Below are 25967 nucleotides of genomic sequence, written 5' to 3'. Positions count from 1 at the left end.
TTAAATCAGCTTTGCCAAAGTTCCTACGATGCACATCTCGTTTTTATTTTATTAGTGAGCCGTACTCGAGCGCGCGTATTTTAACGTAATCTGTTTTATTTCGGGAAATTTCTGCGCGATTTCACAATATTGAAATAAGAACAAAGTACGGGGGCTTTTTTATTCTATTAAACCCTTGACCTTGGATTAAACTCCAAGGTTTATAATGATGACATTACACTGATATAGATTCTAACTTTACAGGTAACGATATGTATCGAATTGGTGAGCTCGCGACGTTATTTGATGTGAAAACGGATACGCTTCGTTTTTATGAAAAACATGGTTTATTAGCCCCTTCGAATCGTTCTGATTCTGGCTATCGACTGTATAACCAAGACGATGCCGAAAAGCTGCGATTTATTATTCGAGCTAAAGCGGTGGGCTTTAGTTTAAGTGATATTGCTGAGTTGTTGTCTATTGAACTGGATAAGTCCAATTGGGCTTGTGCTGATGTTAAAGGCATGGTCGATATCAAGTTGGAGCAAGTGCAAGCAAAGATAGCGGAGCTGGAGTTCTTTGCGAGTTCGTTGAGTAAATTGTCTGAGGCTTGTTGTGGCGGGCCTGAAAGCGCCGAACACTGCTCTATATTAGAAGCATTAGAGTCATCAGATAAAGAATTACAGCCAAAATCTGAACATCATGCTGTAGTACAAAATCCTTAGTGTTAAGAATTAGTGGCAAGAAATAGTGGGGCAAGAGATGTTATTCACTAACTTTGTAGAATTATTTTTAGAGTCAGCACCATGGTTATTACTTGGCTTGGTGTTAGCCGGATTATTAAAAGTGTTTGTGCCTATGGCATGGATGCAAAAGCAATTAGGTGGTCATGGGGTTAAAACCGTGGTTAAAGCCGCAGTGATAGGTGCGCCATTGCCGTTATGTTCGTGTGGTGTCATTCCTGCTGCCGTGGGGCTGCGCCGCAGCGGTGCTTCTAAGGCCGCTACGACTTCATTTTTAGTGTCGACCCCAGAAACGGGCGTTGATTCTGTGACAGTTTCTTATGTTTTACTTGGGCCTTTTATGGCAATTATTCGTCCTATTGCTGCAATTACCAGTGCCGTTGTGGCAGGGTTATTGGTTGGTCGAGATGATAAAGGTGAGGTGAGTGAGGCTAAGGCTTCATCAAAGGTTGCAAAAAACGCTGAAGATAATGATTTAGGTACCGCGGGTGAAGTGGTGTCCTCATGCTGTAGTTCAAAAGCCGCTGAGGTTAAGGCTCCTGAAACAAGCTGTTGTAGTTCTAAGGCGCAAAGTAAACCGGCATCAAGCAGTTGCTGTTCTAGCAACAAAGACAACGTTGAAGCGCTCCCGAGCACGAGTAGTTGTTGCGCGGGTAAGACAGATATTACAACTAACGAAAAAGTGGCTACAGTTGCTAAAGGCTGCTGTGCCACTAAGACAGATCACGCTGCAGTCAGTGACAACAATGACACGCATGAACATGCGGCTGAAAGCTGTTGCGAGTCAACAAAAGATATGGCGACAGAGCTAAAAAGCGAGTCAGTATTGTCAAGGATAAAGTCAGGTTTGCATTACGCGGCAACGGATTTAGTGAGAGACACGACGATGTGGTTGTTAGTCGGTCTATTTTTTGCTGCATTAGTACAAACGTTTGTTCCAGGTGACTTTTTAGCAAAGTGGGGTGACGGGATTTTAGCTATGTTGGTGATGGTGTTGATATCTGTCCCTATGTACATTTGTGCTACTGCCTCAACACCGATTGCGGCAGGTTTACTATTAGCTGGTGTGTCACCTGGGGCAGTTTTGGTCTTTATGATGGCAGGGCCTGCAACCAATATTGCCACTTTAGGTGTTGTCACCAAAGAGCTAGGTAAGCGTGCCTTGTTTGGCTATTTAGGCGGGGTGTTGGGCGTAGCGTTAAGTTTTGGTGTCTTAGTCAATTATCTTGTGGAGCACTTTGGTTTTGTTGTCATGCCGCAAATTGGCGAAGAACATGAGTTATTACCTCATTTTGTTACTACGGGATCTGGGATTGTATTGGCCTTGTTAATGGCAAAAGTTATTTATGATAAGTTACCGAAAAAAGCTTGCGACGAGACTGCTGTTCGTAAGTTATTTGTTTTACTTTAGCAATAAAAAAGGCCCTCAGGGCCTTTTTTATTAACTGAACCTTAAGTCTAACGCCTTGGTTGATACAGTTTGTTACGTAGTTTGCGTGTAAATAACGAGCAGGTTGAGGAATGATTTTTAATTGTTAATATCAGCGCTAGCTAAACTAGATCTGGCTCAAGGTTTTAATTTAAAGAATATTGAAATTGTTAAAGTTCAGATCTTACGTGACATGAATCACTCATAAAGTTTGGGTTAATACCTAACATGATTCCGAGCTACCTCAATGGTGGTATAAGAAATTGGAGTGATGATGAAACATTTAACGAAACGCAAACTAGCATTCGTTATCGCAGCAGCAATGGGGATTGCAGGCTGTGGTAGCGATGGAAAAGATGGCGAAGATGGCGTAACGCCACCACCACCATCAGCAGAAACCTCAGAGATTACTAATGTCGACGTTATTCACCATGAAATTGGTGATGGCAAAGTAACTTTTGAATTCCAAATCACAAACGAAAAAGACATGCTAATTGTTGGCTTAGAAAAAGCGAACGCAGAATTAGCCGCTATGACTGATAAAGGTATTGCTCGTAGTCGTGATGATTTCGAAGGAACTATCGTTGGTGGTAGTGCAAGTGAGTCAACTGCTGGTGCTAGCTTAACTGTACTGGAAAATGGTAACTACGAATTTGTAGCACCTATGCCAAATGTTACAGCGGGTACTGAAGGTATTGTTCGTTTAGCTGTGGGTGGTGGTGACTTAATTGCTAAGTCTCGCTACATCGTAGTTAGCAAGCCTGAAAACGTGCACACAACGACGACAGAAACATGTCAGTCTTGTCACGTTGATTTCCATGCATCAGACGTTAAGCATTCAAGCTACACAGCAATCGATACCGAAGGTGAAACTGATTTAGTCGCAGGTTGTTTAGTTTGTCACAACAACGTGGTTCGTGATGATGGCGGTTACGCACGCAACAGTATGCAAAAGCTTGGTCATATTAATCACAATGGCTTTGAAAAAGATTTCACTGCAACTAACTGTTATACCTGTCACGCTGAGCCTGTGATTAACACAAGTATCGCGGGTAACGGTTGTAGCGATTGTCATACAACAGATATGTCTGACAACATGGCTTTATTAGCTGCTAACAGTGACTTTGATGCACGTGAATTCCACGTTAAGTCTGAAAAAATTGGCATTACAGAGCGTCAAACTATTCGTGAAGAGCACAGCACGACTTTATCTGCTGTATACATGAATGACTTAGGTGACTACTGTACTGATTTAACCTTATTTAAAGGTGAAGAAGTACTGGATATCGAAGCGCTATATAATGACGGTACATTAAGCTACGCAAGTACTTACCTTCACGGTTACCATAATGAATCATTAGTGGGTCGTGAGTCTCGTAGTTACGAAGAGTCTTATAAAGGCGACGGAACTAAAACCTTCTGTCACGCTAAGTTAGACTTGAACACACCACAAATCATGGCAAGTGCTCGTGTTACCTTTAAAGGTGGCAACTGGATTGATGATGACGGTAAATATGGTGTTTCACTTACAAGTTACTCGCCAGTAGCTGACTTAGCTGATCTGAACAATGTGACTGATTACGATCGTCGTCATGCCGTGACAACTGACAGCTGTACGACTTGTCATAACAACGAAACTAACTACCACAAAAATGGTAGCTACGCTGAAGGCGGCTTAGATTGTGTTGCTTGTCATAACAACGGTCAAGATCGTAGTGCTGGTAACTCTGCACCTGGTTTCGGCCCAATGGTTCACAGCATGCACTGGGGCGTAGGTAGCCAAGCTGGTGAAGACGGTGAAAATGCAGCAGCAAGAAATCTAGACGCTGCAAACTGTGTTTCTTGTCATGCTGATGGTATCGAACTTTACGCTATCCCTAACCAATATATGCTTTCAAAAGCTTATAACGGTGGCGATTCAGGCGTTATGACTAGCCCAATTACTGCAAACTGTTACGCATGTCATAATGGTGAGCAAGCGCTTAACCATATGGAGCAAAATGGTGGTGAGCTGAACGTTGAAGCTGGTACTAATTGGTACACAAATGGTACTTCTGAGTCTTGTGCAACATGTCACGATGCTGGCAAGTCAATGGGTATCGATAAGTTCCATAACTTTGAGCGTTAATCACTGACATTTTATAGCTTGCGATATTAACTGGCCCTGCAAAGCTCAATATCGCAATCATAAATAATTAAAAGCCACTAGAAATAGTGGCTTTTTTTCATTTTTGCCTTTCTATTTCATCTGTCAATTGGCTGGTTTGAATTTCATATTCTATTCTTCTTCGGTGCTTGCTAAAGCAACATAATGTCATTGACTGATTTTTTGAGCTTAGTTTTAAACCTTAAAATTAACTTAATTTAAACTTAATTGTAATTTCAGTTATAGAGTAAATAGGCTTTTACTTACTATAAATGAAGGTTAAGTTGTTGAATAATAAGGTTTAATTTATTTGTTAAATTATTTAATTAGTTGTAAACCCTTTTAAAACAATGGTTTAGCTTGCTGTTGCCGTTGTTGTTATTTATATAAGGATGTAGTTATTTAGATCTGAGTCAAACTTTGAACATTAAAAAGTGTTAATCAGCTTCGTGTTAATTCAGTCGTGATCATTGTCACTATTTAGTGAGTAAGAAATGCCTAGTATAAAAATAGACCTGTACCTACAAAGTGGTAATGGGCAATAGGAGATGATGATGAAGCATTTAACGAAAAGAAGATTAGCTTTCGTTGTCGCGGCTGCAATGGGGATTGCAGGTTGTGCTGATGACGGTAAAGATGGTGCTGATGGCGAAGATGGTGCACCGGGTGAACCCGCTACTCCACCAGTCACTGAAGTGTCTACAGTAACCAATGTTGAGTATATTGCTCATATGGTTGAAGAAGGCCAAGTGACAGTAGAGTTTAACTTAACTGATGAAGATGGCGTTGCGATTACGGGTCTTGAAAATGCAGGTATTTACTTAGCTGCTAAGACAGATCGCGGTATTCAACGTAGCCGTGACGGTAGTGTCGGTGGTAGTGCAACGTTTGGTGGCGATAATGCTACTGAAGGTGCAACTATTACAGAAGTTGACAGCGGGCAATATAAGCTCGTTGCTCCAATGGCAGCTGTACAAGCAGATACAGAAGGATTAATTCGCTTACAAGTGGGCGGTGGCGATATTGCTGATTCACCGTATATCATTATTGATAAGCCAGAAATGACCCACACCTCAACAACTGAAACTTGTTATTCATGTCACGTTGATTACGCCACTTCAGATATTAAGCATGCGAAATATGTCGCACAAAACATTGATGGCGAAGTTGATTTTGTTGGTGGCTGTATGGTGTGTCACAACAATGTTCCACGTGATGTTGCTGAAGATGGTACCTCACTTGATACCGGTGGATATGCTAAAAATACCATGCAAAAGCTTGGTCACATTAATCACCAAAAGTTTGAAAAAGATTTTACCCCAACTAACTGTTACACCTGTCACGCAGAGCCTGTGATTAATACCAGTATTGCTGGTAATGGGTGTAGTGACTGTCATGGCTCAGGCGAGTCAGGCGTGATTGTTCCTTCTGACGGATTTGATGCTCGTGAGTTCCATTTCCAATCTTCTAAAATTGGTTTAGAAGAGCGTAAAGACATTCGTGCAAATCATTACACTACAACTAGTGCGCCATACTTTAATCCTACAATGGATGAGTGGATTGATCACAAAGATGTTGCTTGGACATCAGGTTACTGTGTTGATATCGCATTGTTTGATAACTCTGGTGAAACACCTGTACAGTTGAACATTGGTGAAATGTATGAAGCTCATGAAGTAGTATATGGTGGTGCTTACATTAACAACTACTACAATGATTCTATTGTTGCACGTGTTATTGGTCATGGTTCAGAAGGCTACATTGAAAATGCTGATGGCTCACGTTCAGTATGTTACGGCGAGCTAACTGCGGGTTATGAACTTGCTAACTTGTCTGCCAGCTCACGTATTACGATTGCTGATACCAATTGGATTGATAGCGATAATGAATACGGTGTGTCTTTCACTGGATACAGTGATGTAGTTGACCCAATCAACTTTGAAAAAGTACAAGATTGGGGTCGTCGTCATACTATCGATGAAAACAGCTGTACGACCTGTCACAACAACGACACTAACTACCATAAAAGCGGTAGCTACGGTGACGGCGGTTTAGATTGTGTTGCTTGTCATAACAATGGTCAAGATCGTAAAGGCGCATTGTCTGGTCCTGGTTTCGGCCCAATGGTTCACAGCATGCACTGGGGTGTTGGTAACGAGTTAGGTGATAAAGCGCCTGAAGCGAACTCAGCAGCAAGCTTGAATGCCGATAACTGTGTCTCTTGTCATGCTGATGGTGTAAGCCTAGCTGATGTACCGAACCAATACATGCTTTCTAAAGCGTATAATGAAGGTAATGCTGGTGTAATGACGAGCCCTATCACTGCAAACTGTTTTGCATGTCATAACTCTGATTCAGCGTTAAGCCACATGGAGCAAAATGGTGGTGAGTTGAATGTACCATCAACGACTGAATGGTTCACTGAAGGTACTTCAGAGTCTTGTGCAACATGTCATGATACTGGTAAGTCATTCGGTATTGATAAGTTCCATAACTTTGAACGCTAAGAGTAACTTAACGACAATGTTATCCCTGCTAAGATAATTGTCATAAGTTGAAAAAAGCCACTATTTTATATAGTGGCTTTTTTATTGGTTAACAGGTCAAAAAACGAGGTTAATTTAGTATTTAATGGTAATAATGCTTATGTTTTTATTGCTATTTATACTCGTTGTTTATTACATTTTTTAGTTTCTTTTTGATACAAGTGTATAATTTTAAGGGAGTTATACTGCTCTTGCATTTCCAGTAATCAAATTACAGATAAGTTGATTCTGATTTCATTCATAATTTAATCACAAAGGCTGTTTTCTGCTGTTTAATCAATAAATTTTCGTGAGCTTAATCACTCCAGATAAAGCGGTTAGTCCCTACTATGCCAATCAGGTGTTTACCTAAAAAGTAGTAATTAAACTATTCGGAGTGATGATGAAACATTTAACGAAACGCAGATTAGCCTTCGTTGTTGCAGCAGCGATGGGGATTGCTGGTTGTGCTGATGATGGAAAAGACGGTGCAGATGGCGCACCAGGTGAACCAGGTCCAGGACCTAATCCACCAGTAACAGAATCCGCTGATATTACCCATATCACTATGATTTCGCATGCGATTGAGGAAGGCCAAGTTCGCTACGAATTTGAAGTGACGAACGAAGATGGCGTTTTAGTCAATGGTTTAGGTAAAGCAGAAGCTAAATTTGCTGAAAAAACCGACCGTGGTGTGGTGTTAAATCGTGATGGCAATGTCGGTGGCTATACAGATTCCACTAAAGAAGGGTCATCATTAACAGCTATCGGTGATGGGCATTATGAGTTTATTGCTGCTATGCCAGCTGTGACGGCAGCCTCAGAGGGTATCGTTTGGTTACGTGTAGGCGGAGATAGCGAAACAGAAATCGCTCGTTCACAGCCTATGGTGGTGGATAAACCTGAAATGATCCACACCAGCACGACAGAAACCTGTTATAGCTGTCACGTGGACTATGGCACTTCTAGCATGAAGCATCCTAGCTACACAGCAATTAATGTTGAAGGCGAGGTCGATTTCGTTGCAGGCTGTTTAGTGTGTCATAACAATGTGTCTCGCGCTGAAGAAAATGGCGGATATGCCACCAACACATTACAGAAAATCGGTCACATTAATCATCAAAAGTTTGAAAAAGATTTTGCAGTTACTAACTGTTATACCTGTCATGCTGAGCCAGTAATTAATACCAGTATTGCAGGAAATGGTTGTAGTGATTGTCACTCTTCAGACAGTGCTGCTAGCGGCATTGTGATGGCGATGAATGACTTTGATGCCCGTGAATTCCACGCAAAATCTGAAAATGTAGGTTTGGCGGCAAGACAAGACTCTAGAAGTCAGCACTCTACAATGCTTTCAGATATTTACACACCGGATTCTGGTGTTACCTATTGTACCGATCTCAGCCTTTACCAAGGCGAGAGTATGCTAGATATCGAAACGCTTTATAATGATGGAACATTAAGCTATGCAGGCGGTTACATGCATGGTTATAACAATAAATCTATTATTGGCCGTGAAACCAATTCTTATGAAGCCAGCTTTAAAGGCGATGGTACTAAAACCATGTGTTATGCCGCATCAGGTTTTGGTATCAATGCACCACAAATTATGGCGAGCTCTCGTGTCACATTTGCTCACGGTGATGATCCTTCATATGACGGTGTAACATTTACCAGTTACTCACCTGTGTTTGCTATCGCAGATGGAAAAGTGACTGATTATGATCGTCGCCATGCAGTAACAAGTGACAGCTGTAGCGCTTGTCATAATGAAGAGACCAATTACCATAAGAATGGTGGTTACAGTGAAGGCGGTTACGATTGTGTTGCTTGTCATAACAATGGTCAAAACAGAATGAGCTCTCGACATATCAGTCTTGAAGGTTCTGAGTTTGCTAGCGAGCAAGAAAGAATCAATGCGGGTTACATTTTCAATGCTGCATATGGTGGAGAAGGTTGGCAAGCAACAAGTGGACCTGGATTTGGACCAATGGTTCATGCAATGCACTGGGGTGCTTCGCAAACTATTGTTGGATCTGATGACAGTGGCTACTTGTATAATTCATCTGCTGAATTAAATGCGATAAACTGTGTGTCTTGTCATGCTGAAGGTATTGATTTATATGCAGTACCTAATCAATACATGCTAGCTAAAACCTTAGCAATAACTGAAGAAGGCAACCCTGATACTAATAACATGGCAAGCCCAATCACTGCCAATTGTTATGCTTGTCATGATTCAGCTTCAGCATTGAACCACATGGAGCAAAATGGTGGTGAAATTAATGCGAAAGTTGATGAAGTACCAGTATGGTATGAAGCTGTTCCACAAGAGTCTTGTGCAACGTGCCACGCCGAAGGTAAATCATTTGGTATTGATAAGTTCCATGTATTTGAACGTTAATGACGGTAAAGTGAGTCAGTGCCTGCAAGCTGACTAACTAGAACGTTTCATTTAACAGTCAGTGTTAAACAAAAGAGCCACTCAAATGAGTGGCTCTTTTTATGCGTAATAAGCTATGTAATAACGCGGCTTGTACAAAATATTAAGAATAAATTTCAGTTCAATGACGACATAATTATCTTAATATGACACTCTTTATTCACATAACAAGCATTACAATTATTTACTGAAAATAATATTTAACTTTTCTGCAAGACGGATCCCTGCTTGCTGTAAACGTAATTCAACTGTTGGCGTATGATCGAAAATATACTGCCAGCGTAAGTCTGGTTGGTCGTCGCGGTTTTTTCTAATTCATAGGTTGCTTCACGCAATGTTTTTGACTCATCAGCCCAGTCATAATAGCTTTTTCCGACCCAACTCTTGATGTCTTTATCTGAGATACGTTCAATGAATTTTGTGTATTCGGTGTAGCTAAGCTGTTTATGATCAACCAGCTTACTATCCCAAACACTATGCAAGTTTGTGTCTTCACCAAACCATTTTAACTTGACCTTATTACCGCCATGATCGTGGCTATGGCCAACATGTAATGGCTGATGAATATCACCGACAAAGTGAACGTAAAATGCTAATGCGTCACGCTTATCTTTATTGCTAACCTTAGGATCCTTCAACACTTTTTCAAAACGCTCAAGGCTTTCAATAATATCGCCTTTCGGGTTTCTTTTGACTGTGTCCCAAGTTTCATCGTCGGCAATTGATACATAGTGCCATGGTGATGCGTGATGCCAGTTTTTATCTGAACGGATTTCATCTGGCCAGGTCGACATTTGTGCTAAAGATTCACCTTGCGTTATTTGATTGATTTTATCTTGTGCGACAGCAGAAAGGTTATTTTGTGCTAACTCCCCAATAATACGGTGACCATTTTGGCCCCAAGCATGAACTGGTGAGCTGACAAGGCTACTGAGCGCAAGTGTTGCACTGAAAAGAATTACTGCAGGTTTCATTATTATTATTCCAAAAGCGATTTAACAGGCTTTGACCCTAGTACGGCATGCTAAATCGAGTGAGTGAGGTCGTTTTATCATATATTTTTCAAATTAAATTTTTGTGACAAAACAACCATGAACCCTTACCAAGTAAGGGGTTGGTTAAATTTGTGAAGTAAATTTGACGCAAGTAGTTTAGATATTGTTGAAAAATAGTTCAAGAATGACATGATTTTGAAACAAATTGGTTATAAAATCCGCCCTGAAGTTTTTACTCTACGGCTTCATATTAAAAGCTAGCTTAACTAGCAAACAAATTAAAATATAAAAGTATTTCAGGGGTCTGAAAATGTTAAACAATAAAATCAGTCGCTTAGCGCTAGCGACTTGCTTTGCTATGGGTGTTTCTCTACCTGCCATGGCAGCCGATACTGCATCAAATATCCGAGGTCAGATTGTTGGACCTCAAGGAAATGCTGTAACAGATGCAACAATTACCATCATTCATGAACCAACAGGCACCGTTACTGAGCTTGCTGTTGGTGCTGACGGTACGTTTGCTGCTCGTGGTCTTCGTGTTGGTGGTCCATATATCATTAAAGTAGATTCAGAAGAATTTGCGGATGATTTAGAGCAAGACTTATTTTTAAACGTTGGTGAAACCTTACGTTATAACCGTACTCTTCAAGCTGAAGGTGATATGGAGCGTATCGGTGTTGTGGGTAATGCAAACTATTACCGCAGTGCAGGAAGCAACAGCGAATTTGGTGCTAAGGATATTGCTAACTCTCCAGGTATTAACCGTGACCTTAAAGACGTATTACGTCAAAATCCAATGGCTGTTGTAGGTACTGATGGCATCTCAATGAGTGTTGCGGGTATTAACCCACGCTTTAACACGTTCGTTGTTGATGGTGTATCTCAAAACGATGACTTTGGCTTAAACTCAAACGGTTACCCAACTCAACGCTCTCCTATCTCAATTGATGCTGTAGAAAGTGTTGCATTAAACACATCTCCTTTTTCAGCTCGCACAGGTGGCTTCTCTGGCGCACAAGTTAACGTAGTGACAAAATCTGGTACGAATGAGTTAGCTGGTACTGTTTTTTGGGAAACGACTAACGACAGCATGGCTGGCGACGGTAAAGACCAAGAAACGGGTGAAAAATTAAAGCAAGATTTTGAAGAAACAACATTTGGTGCGACTGTTGGTTTCCCATTAATTAAAGACACATTATTCTTCTTTGGTTCATATGAAAACTTTGACGCTCCACAAGCGGCTGAGTGGGGACCAGCTGGTGCAGGTTTTGCTAACGATTCTCGTGTAACACAAGAAGAGTTAGACAGAATTACCAGTATTTCTAACAGTGTTTATGGTCTAGATAACATTGGTGGTTACAGCTCAACTCCACAAGAAAAAGATGAAAAAATCTTAGCAAAAGTGGATTGGAACATTAACGATGAACATCGTGCTTCTTTCACTTATCAAAATACTGTTGGTAACTTAACTAACAAAGTATCTGACGATGAGTCTTCACTTAACTTATCAAGCTACTGGTACGATAAAGAAGAAGAGTTAGAGTCTTATGCAGCAACGGTTTACAGTGACTGGACAGATTCATTTACTACTGAAATCAAATTAGCTTATAAAGATACGACAAGTAACTCTAACCCTGTTGATAACATCGGCATTGGTCAAGTTAATGTGCGTACTGGCAGTGGTGATGTTAACTTCGGTACTGAGCGTTCTCGTCAATCAAATCAATTAAATAACCAAAATTTAGAGCTTCGTTTTGTGGGTGATTACTACCTAGACGAGCACACCATTGGTTTTGGTTTCCAGTATAACGACATCGAAGTGTTCAACTTGTTTGCTCAAGACACTATGGGGTCATGGGATTTTGATTCAATTGATGATTTCGAAAATGGTGTTGTTGACCGTTTCCGTTATCAAAATGCTGAATCAGGCAACTCAAACGATGTTGCTGCTAACTTCACAATGGAAACGTTAGCATTATTTGTTGAAGATACTTGGGAAATTAACGCTGACTTAGAAATGACCTTTGGTATGCGTTATGAAACCATCACCATGTCTGAGTCTCCGGCATTAAACCAAAATTTCGTTGACCGTTACGGTTTTGCAAACAACGAGACAATGGATGGTAAAGATATCTGGTTACCACGTATCGGTTTAACTTACGTCTTATCTGACGATGTTACTTTACGCGGTGGTGTCGGTCGTTACAGTGGCGGTTACCCAACAGTTTGGATGTCTAACAGCTTCTCAAATGACGGTAACAGCTTATTAAGCTTCAACGATGGTTGGAATACTGATTGGGGTACGCCTGATTTTGGTAATGTACCAAGCGAAGCTCAAGATGGTCTTGTTGGCGGCGATGGTAACACTAACTCATTAGATCCAAACTTCGAACTTCCTTCAGATTGGCGTGCAAGCATCGGTTTTGATAGTACTTGGGACTTCGGTGCTCTAGGTCAAGACTGGTTCTTTGGTGGTGAGTTCTTATATATCCAAAAAGAAAATGATGTGGCTTGGGTTGATTTAGCACGTCGTGAAGTTGGAACAGATTCAACAGGCCGTGTGATTTACGAAACGTGGGATCCATTAGCAAATAATGGCGCAGGTGGAAACACTGAACGTTATGACTTAATGCTAACTAATGCAGAAGAAGATGGTAAGAGCCAGACATTAAGCTTCACCCTAGCGAAAAACTGGGACATGGGTCTTAATATGCGCTTAGGTTATGCCTACAACTCTGTTGATGAAGGTAACCAAGGTTCGTCTTCAACCGCAACATCTAACTACCAATACCCAATTACTCAGTATGACCGTAACGGTACAACAATTGGCCCTGGTTACTATGAAACACCACATCGTTTCACCTTTAGTTTAGGTTATGATGTTGAGTTTGTTGCTGGTTACAACTCAAGCTTCAACATGTTCTATGAAGCACGTGAAGGCCGTCCTATGACTTGGGTTCTAGGTTCGCACAATGACCGTGGTTTCGGTGACCAAGGTTCATTTGCATACTCTGATGCATACCTTCCATACATTCCAACAGGTGCTGATGATGCCAATGTTGAATATGCTGGTGGCTTAACTTACGAAGACTTTAAAGCAGCTATTGATGAAATTGGTCTAAGTGAATACGCAGGCGGTATCGCACCTAAGGGTACTGATAACCAACCTTGGGTTCACCAATTAGATTTCCGCTTCACTCAAGAGCTACCTGGCTTCCTAGAAGATCATAAAGGTATCTTGTACTTTGACGTGAAAAACGTACTTAATCTAATGAATGACGATTGGGGTGTTGTTGAGTACCAATCATTTGGTAGCAAAATCCTAGTTGATCATAACTACAATGCTGACACGGGTGTATACACTTACTCAGTGCCTTATGGCCAAGATGGTATCGAAACAGCTAACCAAAATACTTATGACATTAATAAGTCTGCTTGGCAGTTAAAAGTGGGTGTTAAATACCAGTTCTAATCTGAGCATATTTAACGTTTAAAAATACCGAGCTTAGGCTCGGTATTTTTTTGCCTACCACTCAAGGTTGTTACTGGTTGGTGGGTGATTTGTTTTTTATTTGTTTGTGCGTTGAGGCTTGTTTGTTTGCCTATTGATGCTTGTTTGTTTGTTTTTTGAAGTGTTAAAATACTTTTTAACCGAATTAATTTGCTTTTTATTGCCTCAGTTTTTAAAAAAATCATACCCTTCTCACAAGATTAACATTAGTTAACCTAGGTCTCATCGGGCTTTTAGCCAGATGCCGTTATTTCGGTGATGGTAAATTCGATATGTTAATGAACGCTTTGTAAATAGATGTACTTTGCCATTGATGCGTTTTGCTACAAATATGAAATGGCACTGAAATATATGCTCAATAGCATCCGCCCTGAAGTTTTACTCTACAGCTTCAAATAAAGCTAGAACAGCTAGCTAAATTATAAAAATTTTCAGGGGTCAGATAATGTTTAACCATAAAATTAGTCGCTTAGCGCTGGCGACTTGCTTTGCTTTAGGTGTCGTATCTCTACCAGCTACAGCATCGCAAACTGCATCTAATATCCGAGGTCACATTGTTGGACCTATGGGGAATGCAGTTACCGATGCAATGATTACTATTATTCATGAACCAACAGGTACAGTTACAGAAGTGCCAGTAGGTTCCGACGGTCAATTCTCGGCCCGTGGTTTACGTGTTGGTGGACCATATATCATTAAAGTCGGTTCTGATGAATTTGCTGATGATGTTGAGCAAGGTTTGTTTTTAAATGTAGGCGAAACACTGCGTTTTAATCGTGAATTAAAATCTGCTACTGACATTGAGCGAATTGGGGTAGTCGGCAACGCAAACTACTACCGTTCAGCTGGCAGTAACAGTGAGTTTGGTGCTGACGATATTGCTAATTCACCTGGTATAAACCGTGACTTAAAAGATGTATTACGTCAAAACCCAATGGCGGTTGTGGGGAATGATGGTATCTCTATGAGTGTTGCGGGTATTAACCCTCGTTTTAACACCTTTGTGGTTGATGGCGTATCTCAAAATGATGATTTTGGCTTAAATTCAAATGGTTATCCAACTCAGCGTTCACCAATATCTATTGATGCTGTAGAGAGCGTTGCATTAAATACTTCGCCATTTACCGCGCGTAGTGGTGGCTTTTCTGGGGCACAAGTTAATGCGGTAACCAAGTCGGGTACCAATGAGCTATCGGGTACGATGTTTTGGGAAACCACCAATGACAGCATGGCAGGCGATGGTAAAGATCAAATCACTGGTGAAGCTTTAAAGCAGGATTTCGAAGAAACCACATTTGGTGGCACGATTGGCTTTCCTTTGATTAAAGACAAGCTATTTTTCTTCGGCTCTTACGAGAATTTTGATGCGCCACAAGCGGCTGAATGGGGACCTGCAGGAGCGGGTTTTCCTAATGATTCAAATGTAACGCTAGACGAATTAAATCGAATCAACAGCATTGCTAGTAGCGTATATGGCCTTGATAATATTGGTAGTTATAACGCCACACCTCAAGAAAAAGATGAGAAGATTCTGGCGAAGTTAGATTGGAACATTAACGATGATCACCGTGCTTCTTTAACCTATCAAAAAACGGTCGGTAATATGACTAACCGTGTTTCTGATACCGAAGGTTACTTAAACTTATCAAGCTATTGGTACGATAAAGAAGAGGATTTCGAATCTTACGCTGCGATTGTATACAGTGACTGGAGCCATGACTTCACGACTGAATTTAAAGTTGCTTATAAAGACACTGTAAGTAGCTCTAACCCAGTAGATAATTTGGGTATTGGACAAGTTGCAGTGAGAACTGACAACGGTACTGTAACCTTTGGTACTGAGCGCTCGCGCCAATCCAATGAGCTTGATAACCAAAACTTGGAAGTGCGTTTTGTGGGTGATTATTACCTAGACGAGCATAAGATTGGTTTTGGTTTCCAGTACAACAGCATTGACGTCTTTAACCTGTTTGCTCAAGACACTATGGGTACATGGGATTTTGATTCTATCGAAGACTTCGAGCGTGGCATTGTTGATCGCTTCCGCTATCAAAATGCTTTATCAGGCAATCCAGATGATGTTGCCGCTCAATTTAACATGGAAACGCTGGCATTATTCCTAGAAGATACCTGGGAAATTAACTATGACCTAGAAATGACCTTTGGTGTGCGCTACGAAAGGATTATGATGTCAGACTCACCAGAATTAAATGGCAACTTTGTTGATCGTTATGGCTTTGCTAATAACAGCACAATGGATGGTCTAGATATTTGGCTGCCACGGGTAGGATTAAATTACGTACTAACGGATGATGTGACGTTACGCGGTGGTGTCGGTCGTTACAGCGGTGGTTACCCAACGGTTTGGATGTCGAATAGTTTCTCAAATGACGGTAACAGCTTATTAAGTTATACCGGCGGTTGGAACGATGCGTGGGGCACACCTGATTTTGGTAATGTTCCTGGTGAAGCGCAAGATGGTCTTGTGGGTGGAGACGGTAATACTAACTCACTTGACCCGAACTTTGAGTTACCATCAGATTGGCGAGTCAGTGTAGGCTTTGACAGCACTTGGGACTTAGGGGCCTTAGGTCAAGATTGGTTCTTTGGTGGTGAATTCCTCTACATCCAAAAAGAAAATGATGTAACTTGGGTTGATTTATCTCGTCGTAAAGTCAGAACTGATGATACTGGCCGAGTAATTTATGAAACCTGGGATCCATTAGCGAATAACGGACAAGGTGGACACACAGAGCGTTCAGATTTAATGCTCACTAATGCAGACACTGACGGCTCAAGCAAAACGTTAAGCTTTAGCTTGGCGAAGAATTGGGACATGGGTCTGAACATGCGCTTTGGTTATGCATATAACCAAGTTGACGAAGGTAACCAAGGTTCATCTTCAACAGCAGGTTCTAACTACCAATATCCAATTGTTGGCGCAGATCGTAACGGCACCACTATGGGGCCAGGCTATTATGAAACGCCACATCGTTTCACTCTTAGCTTAGGTTACGACACTGAGTTATTTGCAGGTTATAACTCTAGCTTCAATATGTTCTATGAAGCACGCCAAGGTAACCCAATGAGCTGGGTATTAGGTTCGTATAATGACCGCGGATTTGGTGACCAAGGTGATTACGCCTACTCTAATGCATATCTACCGTATATTCCAACAGGTGCAGATGATGCCAATGTTGAATATGCTGGTGGCTTAACTTATGAAGAGTTTAAAAAGGCCATTGATGAGCTTGGGTTAGGTAAATACGCAGGTGGACTCATTGATAAAGGCACTCACAATCAACCTTGGGTACATCAATTAGACTTCCGTTTTACCCAAGAATTACCGGGCTTTACTCAAAAACATAAAGGCATGCTGTACTTCGATGTTAAGAACGTATTGAACTTGCTTAATGATGATTGGGGTAAGGTGCAATATCAAAGTTATGGCAACAAGGTGCTTGTTGATCACAGCTATGATGCAGAAACTGGTGTTTACACTTACTCAACTCCGTTTGGTCAAGACGGCATAGATACTTCCAACTTCAATACTTACGATATTAATCAGTCAGCATGGCAGATTAAGGTTGGAGTAAAATACATGTTCTAACTAGAACCTGTTGAAAAATACCGAGCTTAGGCTCGGTATTTTTTTGTGTTTTTGAACCTGATTTGTCCATTTAGTGATGTTGTTTATTCATGGTAAGCTTGCGATAAAATCATTAAGTGGTGATCAATCAGAATGTCGCAACTAGATACAACGCAGTGGAAATTACTTAGCTTTAATGAATTTAGCCTAGATGAGCTATACGAAGTATTAAAGCTTAGAGTTGACGTGTTTGTAGTTGAGCAAAACTGCCCTTATCCAGAACTGGATAATAAAGACAGATTGCCTGGCGCAAAACACTTATTAGGACTCAATGCGCAAGGCGAACTGATTGCATATACAAGAATTTTACCCGCAGGCGTGAGCTACCCTGAGGCGAGTATTGGCAGAGTTATTATTGCTGAATCTGCACGCGGAAAGGGAATTGCCCATGCATTAATGCAACGGTCAATCGATGTGGTAAAGGATTTGTGGCCACAGGAAAATATTCAAATTGGCGCTCAGCAACATTTAAACCATTTTTACCAGCAGCAAGGGTTTATCAATAATTCAGAGATGTACCTTGAAGACGGCATCCCACATATTGATATGTTACTCACTTTAAAACCTAGTTAAGTTTACTATTCAAGGATATCTATGTCAGATTATAGAATTAATACGACTCGTATAGTTTGTATTGCGCAGTTTGTCGCTAAAGAAGGCAAACGTGAGTTATTAGTTGAAGCGCTTGCATCGTTGATCCCAGACACACGTCGTGAATTGGGATGTATTAGATATGAGCTTAACGTGAGTTTAGAAAACGATCGTAAGGTCGCATTCGTTGAAAAATTTACTGATAAAGCGACGTTTGATGAGCATTGCGCTAAAGATGATATTCAACATTATTTCCACAACGTCATGCCTGAGCTCGTTGAGTCTCATCATGTGGAAGTGTTTAATGAAGTCATTGCTTAAGGTGTGATTTAAATTGGATCAAAAAAGAGTGCAGAGGCACTCTTTTTTATGCGTGACTGATAGAACCAATGATTAGATTACCGTCTTGCTATTGAGACTCTTCACGTAATTTGATGTCAGGACGCAAATTCACTTCGCCTTCAAAATCAATCACTGCTAATTCACTTTGTTGTGAAACCACCGCGAGAGGGCCTTCTGGCATCATTCTTACAAACAGTAATCGGTAGCCAAACCGGTTTAAATCATACAGCGCCATTTTTTGGTCTGCTGTCATCCGTTCCCAATGCTGTTCTTGATCGAGAGGTTCCCCACGACGCTCGCCGATAGCATATGCAACTTGATTCATAATCAATAAGCCTGAATAATTATTGAGTTAACAAAATGAATATAACAACTAATACGATCATTTCAAACATTTTGGATCAGAAAATAGAATAAAAAACAGTCATTACGCTCACTGTTTATACAAAATGTGTTTTGAGAGGTCGAAAGGATACGACATTGATTAGCTATATAGAACCAGTATTTAGGCCGCCTTCTGAGTGGAAATCACTGATTTTACAAGTGAGCAATGGTTGCAGTTGGAACCGCTGTAGCTTTTGCGATATGTATACTCAAGAGCAAAAAAGTTTAGAGCTCATAAAGTTGATAAAATTGAACAAGACATATTAGCAGCAGCGGCATCGGGACATTCCATTAGTCGAGTATTCTTAGCCGACGGTGATGCAATGACTTTGCCCTTTAAGCGGCTAAAAGAAATTTGCCAACTAATTAACAAGCACTTACCCAGTGTGACTCGTATTAGCAGTTATTGCTTACCTCGTAATTTATCTAATAAGACAGTAGAGCAGCTTACAGAGCTTCGTCAAATGGGCTTGTCATTGCTTTATGTTGGTTGTGAAAGTGGTGACAACGAGGTACTTCGTCGTATCGAAAAAGGGGAGGATTTTGACTCATCTTTAGCGGCGCTCAATAAAATAAAGCAAGCGGGTATCAAGTCGTCAGTGATGATTTTAATGGGGCTGGGCGGCAAAAGTTTGTCATTGCAACATGCTAAAGCCTCTGCTGAATTGATGAATGCAGCGCAGCCTGAGTATCTATCTACGTTAGTGGTCACCTTACCGCTTGGTACTGACAGAATGGATGTAGCATTTGACGGTCATTTTGAACTACCCGATCAGATAGCTCTACTTGATGAGATGCAAACACTATTGGCTAATTTGGAATTAGACAAAACGATTTTTAGGTCTGATCACGCTTCGAATTATTTGGTGTTAAAGGGCGTACTTGGTAAAGATAAACCTCAGTTACTAGCCCAAGTAAATCAGGCTATGCAAGGTATGGTGCCATTACGACAGGAATGGCAACGAGGTTTGTAAGGCCGCAACGAAGAGTCACAAGCGTGGCTGCGCTAATGGGCAGCCACATATCGTTGCTGTTAGTGACTCACTTTTTCAGATATCGATTGGAAATGAGCAATCGTTAGTTTGTCTCAGGCGTATCAGCAGCTGCGGTCATCAAGGCATTTTTAAAGTCATTTACCCAGCGTCGATAAACTGTTTTCACATCACCCCAATTAAATACCTTAGTGTTTTGACGCCATTGATCAAATCCGATAGCGCGATCGGCAGCCTTAGCGAGTACCTCATCTGTTTGGCCATCTTTCAGCACAGCCAGCAATACCATTGAACCTGAGTTTTGTGTGTAGGTTTTACCCATAGAATTATAGCTTCTGCGGCTGCTTTCAACAGGTGCGCTAAGGCGAATGTCGCTAACAGCAGTGTCAATCACTAAGGTATTAGGGCCTGCGCGAGTCACTAACTCAAATGGTTGCTCATGATTAAAGACATCCTGCACCGTCTTTGAAAACTGTTGTGCCATTTTGTCCAGCGATTCTTGTGGTAAGTCATAGGTGGCATTTAAGCCGTCAGTCTGTGGATCGACTCTAGGAGCACGGTAATCTTTAGGGTGATCATTAGTCACCTTTGTTGGCCTGAAATAGAGTTTGGAGTATTGGGTCCAATCTACGTCAGGTCGAACGTACGAAAGTGCCAATCTAGAGTTATCGACTTTAACCAGCCCATCCGTGGTGATCTCTGCATCTGGCCCTTGTTGAAGTGTGGCTGACTGAGTTGCACAACCAAACAAGCCAAATATAACGAGTCCAGCCATAGCGATATGTGATGTGTTGATATGACGCATATGTTTAATCCCTTAATTTACATGATGCTAATTAATATGGCAGGAATTAAGGTAGAGTCAATATTGGTTCTAGTGCATGACAAAAAGCATCACTGGCTATTATTGTTAATAACGGTGGTCAGAACACTCTAGTCTTCTTGATTTATGGGCTAACAATAAAACATTTGCAATGTTCGGTGAAAACAAAGGTGAAGCGATATAGATGTCAGTAAGTTTACAATAAAATTGGACGATTTATCTGGTCATGAGGTGGCGCAGTTATTAAATGAGCATCTGCAAGATATGTATGCGACGTCACCAGTTGAGTCTGTTCACGCATTGGGTTTATCTACACTTCGTCAGTCCAATATTAAATTTTGGACCATATGGGATGAGCAAATGCTCGCAGGTTGCGGAGCGTTAAAAACTTACTCTGCAACAAGTGTGGAAATTAAGTCAATGAGAGTGGCAAACGCTTATCGACGCCAAGGTGTTGCTGCACAACTATTGCAACATATTCTACATGAAGCTAAATGTGCCGGCGCTAAAACTGTTTACCTAGAAACAGGTTCAATGGCATTTTTGCACCAGCAAGACAACTTTACGCCCAGCATGGTTTTATCGAAACTGGCCCATTTGCTGATTACCAAGCGGATGAAAATAGCACTTTTATGTCGCTCTCTTTATAAAAGTAAACGACAAAAAATCTCGTTGAACTAAGCCTCATCTTCAAAGACGTCCTCGATAGTGAGGCCAAACAGTTTAGCGGCCTTAAACGCCAACGGTAAACTTGGGTCAAATTTTCCCTTCTCAATAGCGTTGACCGTTTGTCGAGATACTCTCAATAAATCCGCCAGTTGAGCTTGAGTTAAATCACGCTCAGCTCGAAGTACTTTTAATCTGTTTTTCATTGGTACTTCCTGCTACCGAGAATAATACCGACCATGTAAGTTAAGCTCATTACAATCACCAAATGGGAGATTTCTGCATGACTGTTTATTACGCCAGTGGTACTCAGTGTAGAGTAACTGATACCTGAAATTAGCCCAACGCCTAGACTCAATCCCATGGCATTAAGTTGTATTTTTTGTTGTAACTCATCAAGGCTCAGTAAATGATGCTTATTGGCTAGAATCATCCCGATCCCCACTAAAAAGTTAATCACAATTGCTGTTATGGTTATCGCTTCTTGTTGCCAGATAAAGACTGGACCAAACGTTGCAATCGCTAACGTCACAACCCAAGCAGCGGTCCACTTGGCCAGTTTTTTTGTGTAGTTAGCGTTACGCTCTTTCCAATCTGTTGTCGTTGATTGAGGTGTTTTCATCGCCGATTCCTTTCAAGTAAACTTGTCTTAATGTCAAACTAACTTGACTTAACTATGTGTTCAAATATTGCTCATGTCAAGTTTTGACGACATTTTGTATTGTTTAACTTGCTTTTAAAGACAAGAGTGTTGCTTGCCAGATGAGGTAACCAATGGGAGAAAGTAGAGTAGGTAAGTCGTTAAGGTTTTGATATTAAAAATGATACCAGTTTAGTTAGCACTGCTTGAAATAGCCTATTCAGCCAGAGTGCAATTATTCTGGCTGAACGCTAATTAATGGAAACAACTAAAGTTTACTGTTGTAAATGGATTTCTCTAACCGGACAAGGAATCGTGATTTCAGCATTTTTTAAGGCATTTATAATGGCCAAGTTACTCTGGTATTTGTCGTCATAGTAGCTATTAGTTGGCACCCAGTAACGTACGCCGATTTCCATACCAATACTGTTGAAGTCATTAATACCCACTTGAGGCGGGCGAGACTGATTAATATTGTCTTGCGTTTGTAGGGCTTGAGCAATCAGCTGAATGACGTGTTGTGGGTCGGTTTGATAATCAATATTAAATTTAGTGTCGACCAATTTATATTCTTGAGAGTTATGTAAAATTTCACCGACGATATGCTTATTAGGAATACTAATTAGCTCGCCTTCCTCATTAGTCAGTATCGTTAAGCCCAACTGGATTTTTTGCACCACACCTGAAACCCCTTGGATTTCGATAGTGTTACCAATCACAAAAGGGCGAGTCACGATAATGGTAACCCCTGCAGCGTAGTTTGCCAGCATGCCTTGAAGTGCTAAACCTGCACCTAATGATGCCGCACCAATTGCTGCTACCATTGGAGTGACACTAATACCTAGCTTACCAAGGGCAATGATTGCCACCATCACGATAATTGTGATTCTGACTAAGTTCGAAACAAAGTTACCTAGGGTGACATCAATATTGTGTTTTTCGAATTGATTCGTAACGACATTAGAGACTTTATTCGCAACCCATACACCAATTAAAAAGATGATTACGGCACCAACAATCTGGAAGCTATATTGCACAATAAACTCGGTGAGCAAATCGTAAACATTTTGCAGTTGGGCTAGCTCTTGGTCTAATCCTGTTTCGTTCATAATAGTGTTCTTTACTGTGAATGATGGAACATGAATGCATTGAATATAGTGTTGCGAAAAAGCACTAATTTGTCGAGTTTATTAACACTTTTAATCATTTAAAGGTGAGTTGATTGCAATAGTCATATTTCATACATAACAATGATGCCATTCCGTGAGATACCTCAAGGTTCCAATGCAATTTCATCGGTGTTAAATCACATTGAAGGTATAGTTTAGTGCGCAATTACATTTATCACTTTGCCTCACGGTAAGGTTTGTACTCTACTTCAGGAATAACAAGATGAAAGCCATTTTATTTGTAGCAAGTTTATTGTTTATGACGACAGCACAAGCTGAGGTGTTTGTTGTGAATGATAAAATTGAACCAGTGACTTTAGAAGATCAGTTTGAGCAGCCTTTAGTGGTAAATGAACAAACTCAATGGGTATTATTTAGCCGAGGCATGAAAGGTGGCGAGCTTATTCAAGCATCGCTTGAATCATTGCCAGCTGAAAAACAACCAGAGAACTTAGTTTATATTGCTGATATCAGCGGTATGCCTTCTCTTATTGCTAGATTTGTCGCTATCCCAAAAATGAAAGACTTACCCTTTTCAATGGGGTTAGATCGTGAAGGTGATGTCACAGCAACTTTCCCATCAGAAAAAGACATGGCGTCAGTCATTAAATTAGATAAATTCAATGTCGTTAGCATTGAGCACTTTGATTTAAGTGAAGCTATTACTGAAGCTATTTCTCAGTAATGACAAACTCGATGGCATCTCACTGATGCCTGACAATATTAAAGGACGCATATGCGTCCTTTTTTATTGGCTGAAAATTGATAAAAGTGTCAGCGTTAATGCTTTTTCAGCATTGAGAAAATTTCTTCTTTTAAATGCAATTTCTTGGATTTGAGAATTTTAAGCTCGGGAGTGGTATCGCTACTGTAGTGCTGCTCGTACTGTTTAATTTGTTCATCTAGCTGATTATGCTCATCGAAAATCTTTGAGAAATGGGCATTGGTGGTTTTTAATTTACTGATTAAATCACGGTACTCTGGAAACATAGAAGGGCTCCTTTTTTCTATTGTTAATACCAAATTACGCCGACTTTTAAGCCAGTATCGTGACCAAGATCAATTATTATTAAAATGCTTGTTATTACTGAATATAAACTAAAATTGACTATTGAGTTTCAGGTAGTTTATGGTGCGCTAAATTAGAGATTGGTATTGGTATTTGTAAATTTGTCACAACAAGCGTTTTATAAGTATCAAGATTTATGTGATCGAGTTAACCCTAACTGAGTTAATAGTGGGGTAAAGTCGACATAATTAGGATTTTATATTCAATAATGAAAGGGGTTTTCAACATGGCCGACGTATTTCACTTAGGTTTAACCAAGCAAATGCTTGATGGCGCAACAACGGCAATTGTTCCGGGCGATCCAGAGCGTGTTAAGCGAATTGCTGAATTAATGGACAACGCAACGTTTCTAGCCAGTCACCGTGAATATACCAGTTATCTTGCTTATATCGATGGTAAAGCTGTGGTGGTTTGTTCAACTGGTATTGGTGGTCCTTCGACTTCAATTGCGGTTGAAGAGTTAGCACAACTTGGTGTGACCACATTCTTGCGTGTCGGTACCACTGGTGCGATTCAGCCTCAAGTTAATGTTGGTGATGTGATTGTGACTCAGGCATCGGTACGTTTAGATGGCGCGAGCTTACATTTCGCTCCGCTTGAATTCCCAGCAGCTGCAGACTTCAATTGTACAACAGCAATGGTTGCCGCTTGTCGTGATTATGGCTTAGAGCCTCATGTTGGTATTACAGCGTCATCAGATACCTTCTACCCAGGTCAAGAGCGTTACGATACCGTTTCAGGCCGAGTGACTAGTCGTTTTGTTGGCTCAATGAAAGAGTGGCAAGCGATGGGCGTATTAAACTACGAAATGGAATCAGCGACGCTATTTACTATGTGTGCTTCACAAGGTTGGCGCGCAGCCTGCGTTGCAGGTGTGATTGTGAATCGTACTCAACAAGAGATCCCTGACGAAGCGATGATGAAGAAAACCGAAGTCAGTGCAATTACTATCGTAGTTGATGCTGCTCGAAAACTCATGGCGTAATCGTTAAGTTTATAAATTAACTTAACTGTTTGAATATAAAGGTGCTTAGGCACCTTTTTTATTGGTTGTATTTGGTAAATTGCGCAGTGTTTTTAATGTAAACGAACGTGTCCCAGTGTGGAATATGATTGCAATTTAGTCATTTTACTGTATTGTTGACATAATATGTCGTGTTGTTAACCCTTATTTTAATTGGTGTGAACAGTACAGATATTGTCAAAGTGCTTTTAGCATTCCAATGGTTATCAAGACTATAAACTCCCTGCCTAAAATCTGGGTTGGATCAGGGTTTAATAGCTTAAAGGATTCTATGATAACGTGTTTACAGGGGGTATATGGAGTTTTCAAATCCAACCAGCATTTGGTTAATTGTTGGTCTCATCTTAATGTTCGCGGAAATTATTGTTCCCGGGGGCATCGTTATCTTACTCGGCACAGCCTGTGTCATCGTTGCGGCTGCACTATTTACAGGTGTTGTTGATGGCGCTACACAAAGTTTTACCCTGTGGTTTATCACTTCAATTGTATTACTTCTGAGCTTTCGTCATGTCACTCAACGAATGATTGGAGGGGATGCTCACGTGGATAATACCGACGAAGAAATGGATTTATATAATCAAATTGTCACGGTAAAGGCTGATATTGGTCCAGGTGAACGAGAAGGTCGGGTGACTTATTCTGGCACTGAATGGCCAGCATTAGGCGACGGTAGTGAGATTAAGTCAGGTAGCAAAGTGCGTATTATTTGCCGTGAAAACATCGCGTTAATTGTTGAGCCATATATCGAAACTGAAGTGTCGCCTTAACGAGGCGCTATATGTGCATTTCAAAAGCGCAAAACCGTAAGCCAGATTAATAAAAAATCACGGATAAAGTCATATTAAAG

General features: G+C 40.8%; 19 protein-coding genes and 3 pseudogenes. 14 read left to right on the top strand and 8 right to left on the bottom strand.

Going from position 1 to position 25967, the window contains the following annotated elements; translation table 11 throughout:
• Window positions 1-251 precede the first annotated feature (251 nt).
• The 5 genes and pseudogenes from zntR (at window position 252) to ACGEDC_RS05900 (ending at window position 9226) form a co-directional block, all read left to right on the top strand.
• Window positions 252-704: a Zn(2+)-responsive transcriptional regulator gene (gene zntR, locus ACGEDC_RS05920; RefSeq protein ID WP_055023542.1), complete on the top strand. Its 453-nt coding sequence runs from the start codon at window positions 252-254 to the stop codon at window positions 702-704.
• Between the two features lie 37 nt (window positions 705-741).
• Window positions 742-2114: pseudogene (locus tag ACGEDC_RS05915) on the top strand (SO_0444 family Cu/Zn efflux transporter).
• A 308-nt stretch (window positions 2115-2422) separates the two neighbouring features.
• Window positions 2423-4279 carry a multiheme c-type cytochrome gene (locus tag ACGEDC_RS05910; protein ID WP_394498258.1) on the top strand — a complete coding sequence of 619 codons (1857 nt, stop codon included), beginning with the start codon at window positions 2423-2425 and terminating at the stop codon, window positions 4277-4279.
• A 572-nt stretch (window positions 4280-4851) separates the two neighbouring features.
• Complete coding sequence (locus tag ACGEDC_RS05905) at window positions 4852-6804, top strand: multiheme c-type cytochrome (protein ID WP_282167616.1); 1953 nt, start codon at window positions 4852-4854, stop codon at window positions 6802-6804.
• A 421-nt stretch (window positions 6805-7225) separates the two neighbouring features.
• Window positions 7226-9226: a multiheme c-type cytochrome gene (locus ACGEDC_RS05900; protein ID WP_394497072.1), complete on the top strand. Its 2001-nt coding sequence runs from the start codon at window positions 7226-7228 to the stop codon at window positions 9224-9226.
• A gap of 239 nt (window positions 9227-9465) precedes the next feature.
• Here ACGEDC_RS05900 and ACGEDC_RS05895 read toward each other — a convergent pair whose 3' ends face one another.
• Complete coding sequence (locus tag ACGEDC_RS05895) at window positions 9466-10239, bottom strand: S1/P1 nuclease (RefSeq protein WP_394497070.1); 774 nt, start codon at window positions 10237-10239, stop codon at window positions 9466-9468.
• A gap of 331 nt (window positions 10240-10570) precedes the next feature.
• On the opposite strand from ACGEDC_RS05895, the gene ACGEDC_RS05890 reads away from it, so the two are divergent.
• Window positions 10571-13732 carry a TonB-dependent receptor gene (locus tag ACGEDC_RS05890; RefSeq protein ID WP_055023536.1) on the top strand — a complete coding sequence of 1054 codons (3162 nt, stop codon included), beginning with the start codon at window positions 10571-10573 and terminating at the stop codon, window positions 13730-13732.
• A gap of 11 nt (window positions 13733-13743) precedes the next feature.
• Here the strand turns inward: ACGEDC_RS05890 and ACGEDC_RS05885 are convergent, their stop codons facing one another.
• Complete coding sequence (locus ACGEDC_RS05885; protein ID WP_394497068.1) at window positions 13744-13956, bottom strand: hypothetical protein; 213 nt, start codon at window positions 13954-13956, stop codon at window positions 13744-13746.
• Between the two features lie 260 nt (window positions 13957-14216).
• Here ACGEDC_RS05885 and ACGEDC_RS05880 point away from each other — a divergent pair, with 260 nt between their 5' ends.
• From ACGEDC_RS05880 to ACGEDC_RS05870, 3 genes are all read left to right on the top strand, one after another.
• Window positions 14217-17381: a TonB-dependent receptor gene (locus ACGEDC_RS05880; RefSeq protein ID WP_394497066.1), complete on the top strand. Its 3165-nt coding sequence runs from the start codon at window positions 14217-14219 to the stop codon at window positions 17379-17381.
• Between the two features lie 132 nt (window positions 17382-17513).
• The gene (locus ACGEDC_RS05875; RefSeq protein ID WP_055023534.1) at window positions 17514-17993 is read left to right on the top strand and encodes a GNAT family N-acetyltransferase; all 480 of its coding nucleotides are present in this window, start codon (window positions 17514-17516) and stop codon (window positions 17991-17993) included.
• A gap of 21 nt (window positions 17994-18014) precedes the next feature.
• Window positions 18015-18332 carry a putative quinol monooxygenase gene (locus ACGEDC_RS05870; protein WP_394497063.1) on the top strand — a complete coding sequence of 106 codons (318 nt, stop codon included), beginning with the start codon at window positions 18015-18017 and terminating at the stop codon, window positions 18330-18332.
• An 88-nt stretch (window positions 18333-18420) separates the two neighbouring features.
• Here the strand turns inward: ACGEDC_RS05870 and ACGEDC_RS05865 are convergent, their stop codons facing one another.
• Window positions 18421-18678 carry a hypothetical protein gene (locus ACGEDC_RS05865; RefSeq protein ID WP_055023532.1) on the bottom strand — a complete coding sequence of 86 codons (258 nt, stop codon included), beginning with the start codon at window positions 18676-18678 and terminating at the stop codon, window positions 18421-18423.
• Between the two features lie 155 nt (window positions 18679-18833).
• Between ACGEDC_RS05865 and ACGEDC_RS05860 the strand changes: the two are divergent.
• Window positions 18834-19711 (top strand): annotated as a pseudogene (locus ACGEDC_RS05860) (radical SAM protein).
• A gap of 103 nt (window positions 19712-19814) precedes the next feature.
• Here the strand turns inward: ACGEDC_RS05860 and ACGEDC_RS05855 are convergent.
• Entirely contained in the window at window positions 19815-20534 is a 720-nt protein-coding gene (locus ACGEDC_RS05855; RefSeq protein WP_394497060.1) for a DUF3313 family protein, read from the bottom strand.
• A 198-nt stretch (window positions 20535-20732) separates the two neighbouring features.
• On the opposite strand from ACGEDC_RS05855, the pseudogene ACGEDC_RS05850 reads away from it, so the two are divergent.
• Window positions 20733-21202: pseudogene (locus ACGEDC_RS05850) on the top strand (GNAT family N-acetyltransferase).
• A 27-nt stretch (window positions 21203-21229) separates the two neighbouring features.
• On the opposite strand, the gene ACGEDC_RS05845 reads toward ACGEDC_RS05850, so the two are convergent.
• The 3 genes from ACGEDC_RS05845 to ACGEDC_RS05835 all read right to left on the bottom strand — a co-directional run bounded on the left by ACGEDC_RS05845 (window position 21230) and on the right by ACGEDC_RS05835 (window position 22967).
• The gene (locus ACGEDC_RS05845) at window positions 21230-21424 is read right to left on the bottom strand and encodes a helix-turn-helix transcriptional regulator (protein ID WP_394497058.1); all 195 of its coding nucleotides are present in this window, start codon (window positions 21422-21424) and stop codon (window positions 21230-21232) included.
• Window positions 21421-21840 carry a hypothetical protein gene (locus ACGEDC_RS05840; RefSeq protein ID WP_394497056.1) on the bottom strand — a complete coding sequence of 140 codons (420 nt, stop codon included), beginning with the start codon at window positions 21838-21840 and terminating at the stop codon, window positions 21421-21423. Before ACGEDC_RS05840 ends, ACGEDC_RS05845 begins: the two co-directional genes overlap by 4 nt.
• Window positions 21841-22133: 293 nt before the next feature.
• Window positions 22134-22967, bottom strand: coding sequence for a mechanosensitive ion channel family protein (locus ACGEDC_RS05835; RefSeq protein ID WP_394497054.1), 834 nt, complete (start codon window positions 22965-22967; stop codon window positions 22134-22136).
• 283 nt (window positions 22968-23250) lie between these two features.
• Here ACGEDC_RS05835 and ACGEDC_RS05830 point away from each other — a divergent pair, with 283 nt between their 5' ends.
• Window positions 23251-23712: a hypothetical protein gene (locus ACGEDC_RS05830; protein WP_394497052.1), complete on the top strand. Its 462-nt coding sequence runs from the start codon at window positions 23251-23253 to the stop codon at window positions 23710-23712.
• Between the two features lie 95 nt (window positions 23713-23807).
• On the opposite strand, the gene ACGEDC_RS05825 is transcribed toward ACGEDC_RS05830, so the two are convergent.
• Window positions 23808-24017 carry a YdcH family protein gene (locus ACGEDC_RS05825; RefSeq protein ID WP_055023525.1) on the bottom strand — a complete coding sequence of 70 codons (210 nt, stop codon included), beginning with the start codon at window positions 24015-24017 and terminating at the stop codon, window positions 23808-23810.
• A 305-nt stretch (window positions 24018-24322) separates the two neighbouring features.
• Between ACGEDC_RS05825 and udp the strand changes: the two genes are divergently transcribed.
• Window positions 24323-25081 carry a uridine phosphorylase gene (udp, locus tag ACGEDC_RS05820; RefSeq protein WP_055023524.1) on the top strand — a complete coding sequence of 253 codons (759 nt, stop codon included), beginning with the start codon at window positions 24323-24325 and terminating at the stop codon, window positions 25079-25081.
• 335 nt (window positions 25082-25416) lie between these two features.
• Entirely contained in the window at window positions 25417-25887 is a 471-nt protein-coding gene (locus tag ACGEDC_RS05815) for an NfeD family protein (RefSeq protein ID WP_055023523.1), read from the top strand.
• The last annotated feature ends 80 nt before the right edge of the window (window positions 25888-25967 follow it).

Origin of the sequence: Shewanella sp. ENK2 (genome assembly GCF_043568515.1) — a bacterium.
GTDB lineage: Bacteria > Pseudomonadota > Gammaproteobacteria > Enterobacterales > Shewanellaceae > Shewanella > Shewanella japonica.
The sequence above is the reverse complement of the archived record's forward strand: the minus strand, read 5'-3'. Positions and strand labels throughout refer to the sequence as shown.

Excerpts from the sequence above, each read along its gene's own strand:
- zntR (WP_055023542.1), top strand. The coding sequence starts at position 252 with ATGTATCGAATTGGTGAGCTCGCGACGTTATTTGATGTGAAAACGGAT.
- ACGEDC_RS05910 (WP_394498258.1), top strand. The coding sequence starts at position 2,423 with ATGATGAAACATTTAACGAAACGCAAACTAGCATTCGTTATCGCAGCA.
- ACGEDC_RS05905 (WP_282167616.1), top strand. The coding sequence starts at position 4,852 with ATGAAGCATTTAACGAAAAGAAGATTAGCTTTCGTTGTCGCGGCTGCA.
- ACGEDC_RS05900 (WP_394497072.1), top strand. The coding sequence starts at position 7,226 with ATGAAACATTTAACGAAACGCAGATTAGCCTTCGTTGTTGCAGCAGCG.
- ACGEDC_RS05895 (WP_394497070.1), bottom strand. The coding sequence starts at position 10,239 with ATGAAACCTGCAGTAATTCTTTTCAGTGCAACACTTGCGCTCAGTAGC.
- ACGEDC_RS05890 (WP_055023536.1), top strand. The coding sequence starts at position 10,571 with ATGTTAAACAATAAAATCAGTCGCTTAGCGCTAGCGACTTGCTTTGCT.
- ACGEDC_RS05885 (WP_394497068.1), bottom strand. The coding sequence starts at position 13,956 with ATGATTTTTTTAAAAACTGAGGCAATAAAAAGCAAATTAATTCGGTTA.
- ACGEDC_RS05880 (WP_394497066.1), top strand. The coding sequence starts at position 14,217 with ATGTTTAACCATAAAATTAGTCGCTTAGCGCTGGCGACTTGCTTTGCT.
- ACGEDC_RS05875 (WP_055023534.1), top strand. The coding sequence starts at position 17,514 with ATGTCGCAACTAGATACAACGCAGTGGAAATTACTTAGCTTTAATGAA.
- ACGEDC_RS05870 (WP_394497063.1), top strand. The coding sequence starts at position 18,015 with ATGTCAGATTATAGAATTAATACGACTCGTATAGTTTGTATTGCGCAG.
- ACGEDC_RS05865 (WP_055023532.1), bottom strand. The coding sequence starts at position 18,678 with ATGAATCAAGTTGCATATGCTATCGGCGAGCGTCGTGGGGAACCTCTC.
- ACGEDC_RS05855 (WP_394497060.1), bottom strand. The coding sequence starts at position 20,534 with ATGCGTCATATCAACACATCACATATCGCTATGGCTGGACTCGTTATA.
- ACGEDC_RS05845 (WP_394497058.1), bottom strand. The coding sequence starts at position 21,424 with ATGAAAAACAGATTAAAAGTACTTCGAGCTGAGCGTGATTTAACTCAA.
- ACGEDC_RS05840 (WP_394497056.1), bottom strand. The coding sequence starts at position 21,840 with ATGAAAACACCTCAATCAACGACAACAGATTGGAAAGAGCGTAACGCT.
- ACGEDC_RS05835 (WP_394497054.1), bottom strand. The coding sequence starts at position 22,967 with ATGAACGAAACAGGATTAGACCAAGAGCTAGCCCAACTGCAAAATGTT.
- ACGEDC_RS05830 (WP_394497052.1), top strand. The coding sequence starts at position 23,251 with ATGAAAGCCATTTTATTTGTAGCAAGTTTATTGTTTATGACGACAGCA.
- ACGEDC_RS05825 (WP_055023525.1), bottom strand. The coding sequence starts at position 24,017 with ATGTTTCCAGAGTACCGTGATTTAATCAGTAAATTAAAAACCACCAAT.
- udp (WP_055023524.1), top strand. The coding sequence starts at position 24,323 with ATGGCCGACGTATTTCACTTAGGTTTAACCAAGCAAATGCTTGATGGC.
- ACGEDC_RS05815 (WP_055023523.1), top strand. The coding sequence starts at position 25,417 with ATGGAGTTTTCAAATCCAACCAGCATTTGGTTAATTGTTGGTCTCATC.